Annotated in this window: 1 protein-coding gene; it reads right to left on the bottom strand. The window is 58.4% G+C overall.

Features of this window, described 5'->3' with window-relative positions:
• Positions 1-293: 293 nt before the first annotated feature.
• Positions 294-502: hypothetical protein (locus ACPYOI_RS35950; RefSeq protein WP_481424155.1), on the bottom strand; the 209-nt coding region annotated here is incomplete at its 5' end.

The following is a 502-nucleotide window of genomic DNA, read 5'->3' as shown; positions in this document are numbered from 1 at the left end:
CTAGGGTCTGGCGGCCCTCAAACAGCAGCGCCCGTAATGATGACTGCTGGAGGCCGGACCATGCGCCTTCGTGGGTAGCAAAGCAGACGGTATCTTTCGAAGATGCTAAGGCGCATCCCGCGCTAATCGCTTGCGTCATGTGCTCGCACTAAATGGCGCGGCACATCTGATCCAGAGGACCTCGGAACCATCCAAGGGAAAGGAAGAGACAAAAGTAGGTTTGCCACACGCTCCCAATACCTCAACTCAAACTTTCGCTAATGTTCCGGTTCAAGTAACGCACCGTGTGCCGCCTAGTCGAAAAGGCGGAACAGCGCCGCCGGACTGCCGATTACGCTGGCAATCGCCCCAAGCATAGCCAGTCCCAGCAGCAGCCACATTCCCCAGCCAGGCTGCCGCGGCTCTCCCTGATCTTCCGGCCTCAAGCGCTGACTTCCATCTCTTAAGTCATCGCCCTTTTCGCCGCCTCTCCGACAGATGGGGAAACGCAGGGGGCACATTG

It is taken from the genome of Rhizobium sp. SVR5-2C (genome assembly GCF_056755115.1).
Note: the sequence above shows the minus strand (reverse complement) of the source record. Positions and strands in the feature narration are given on the sequence as shown.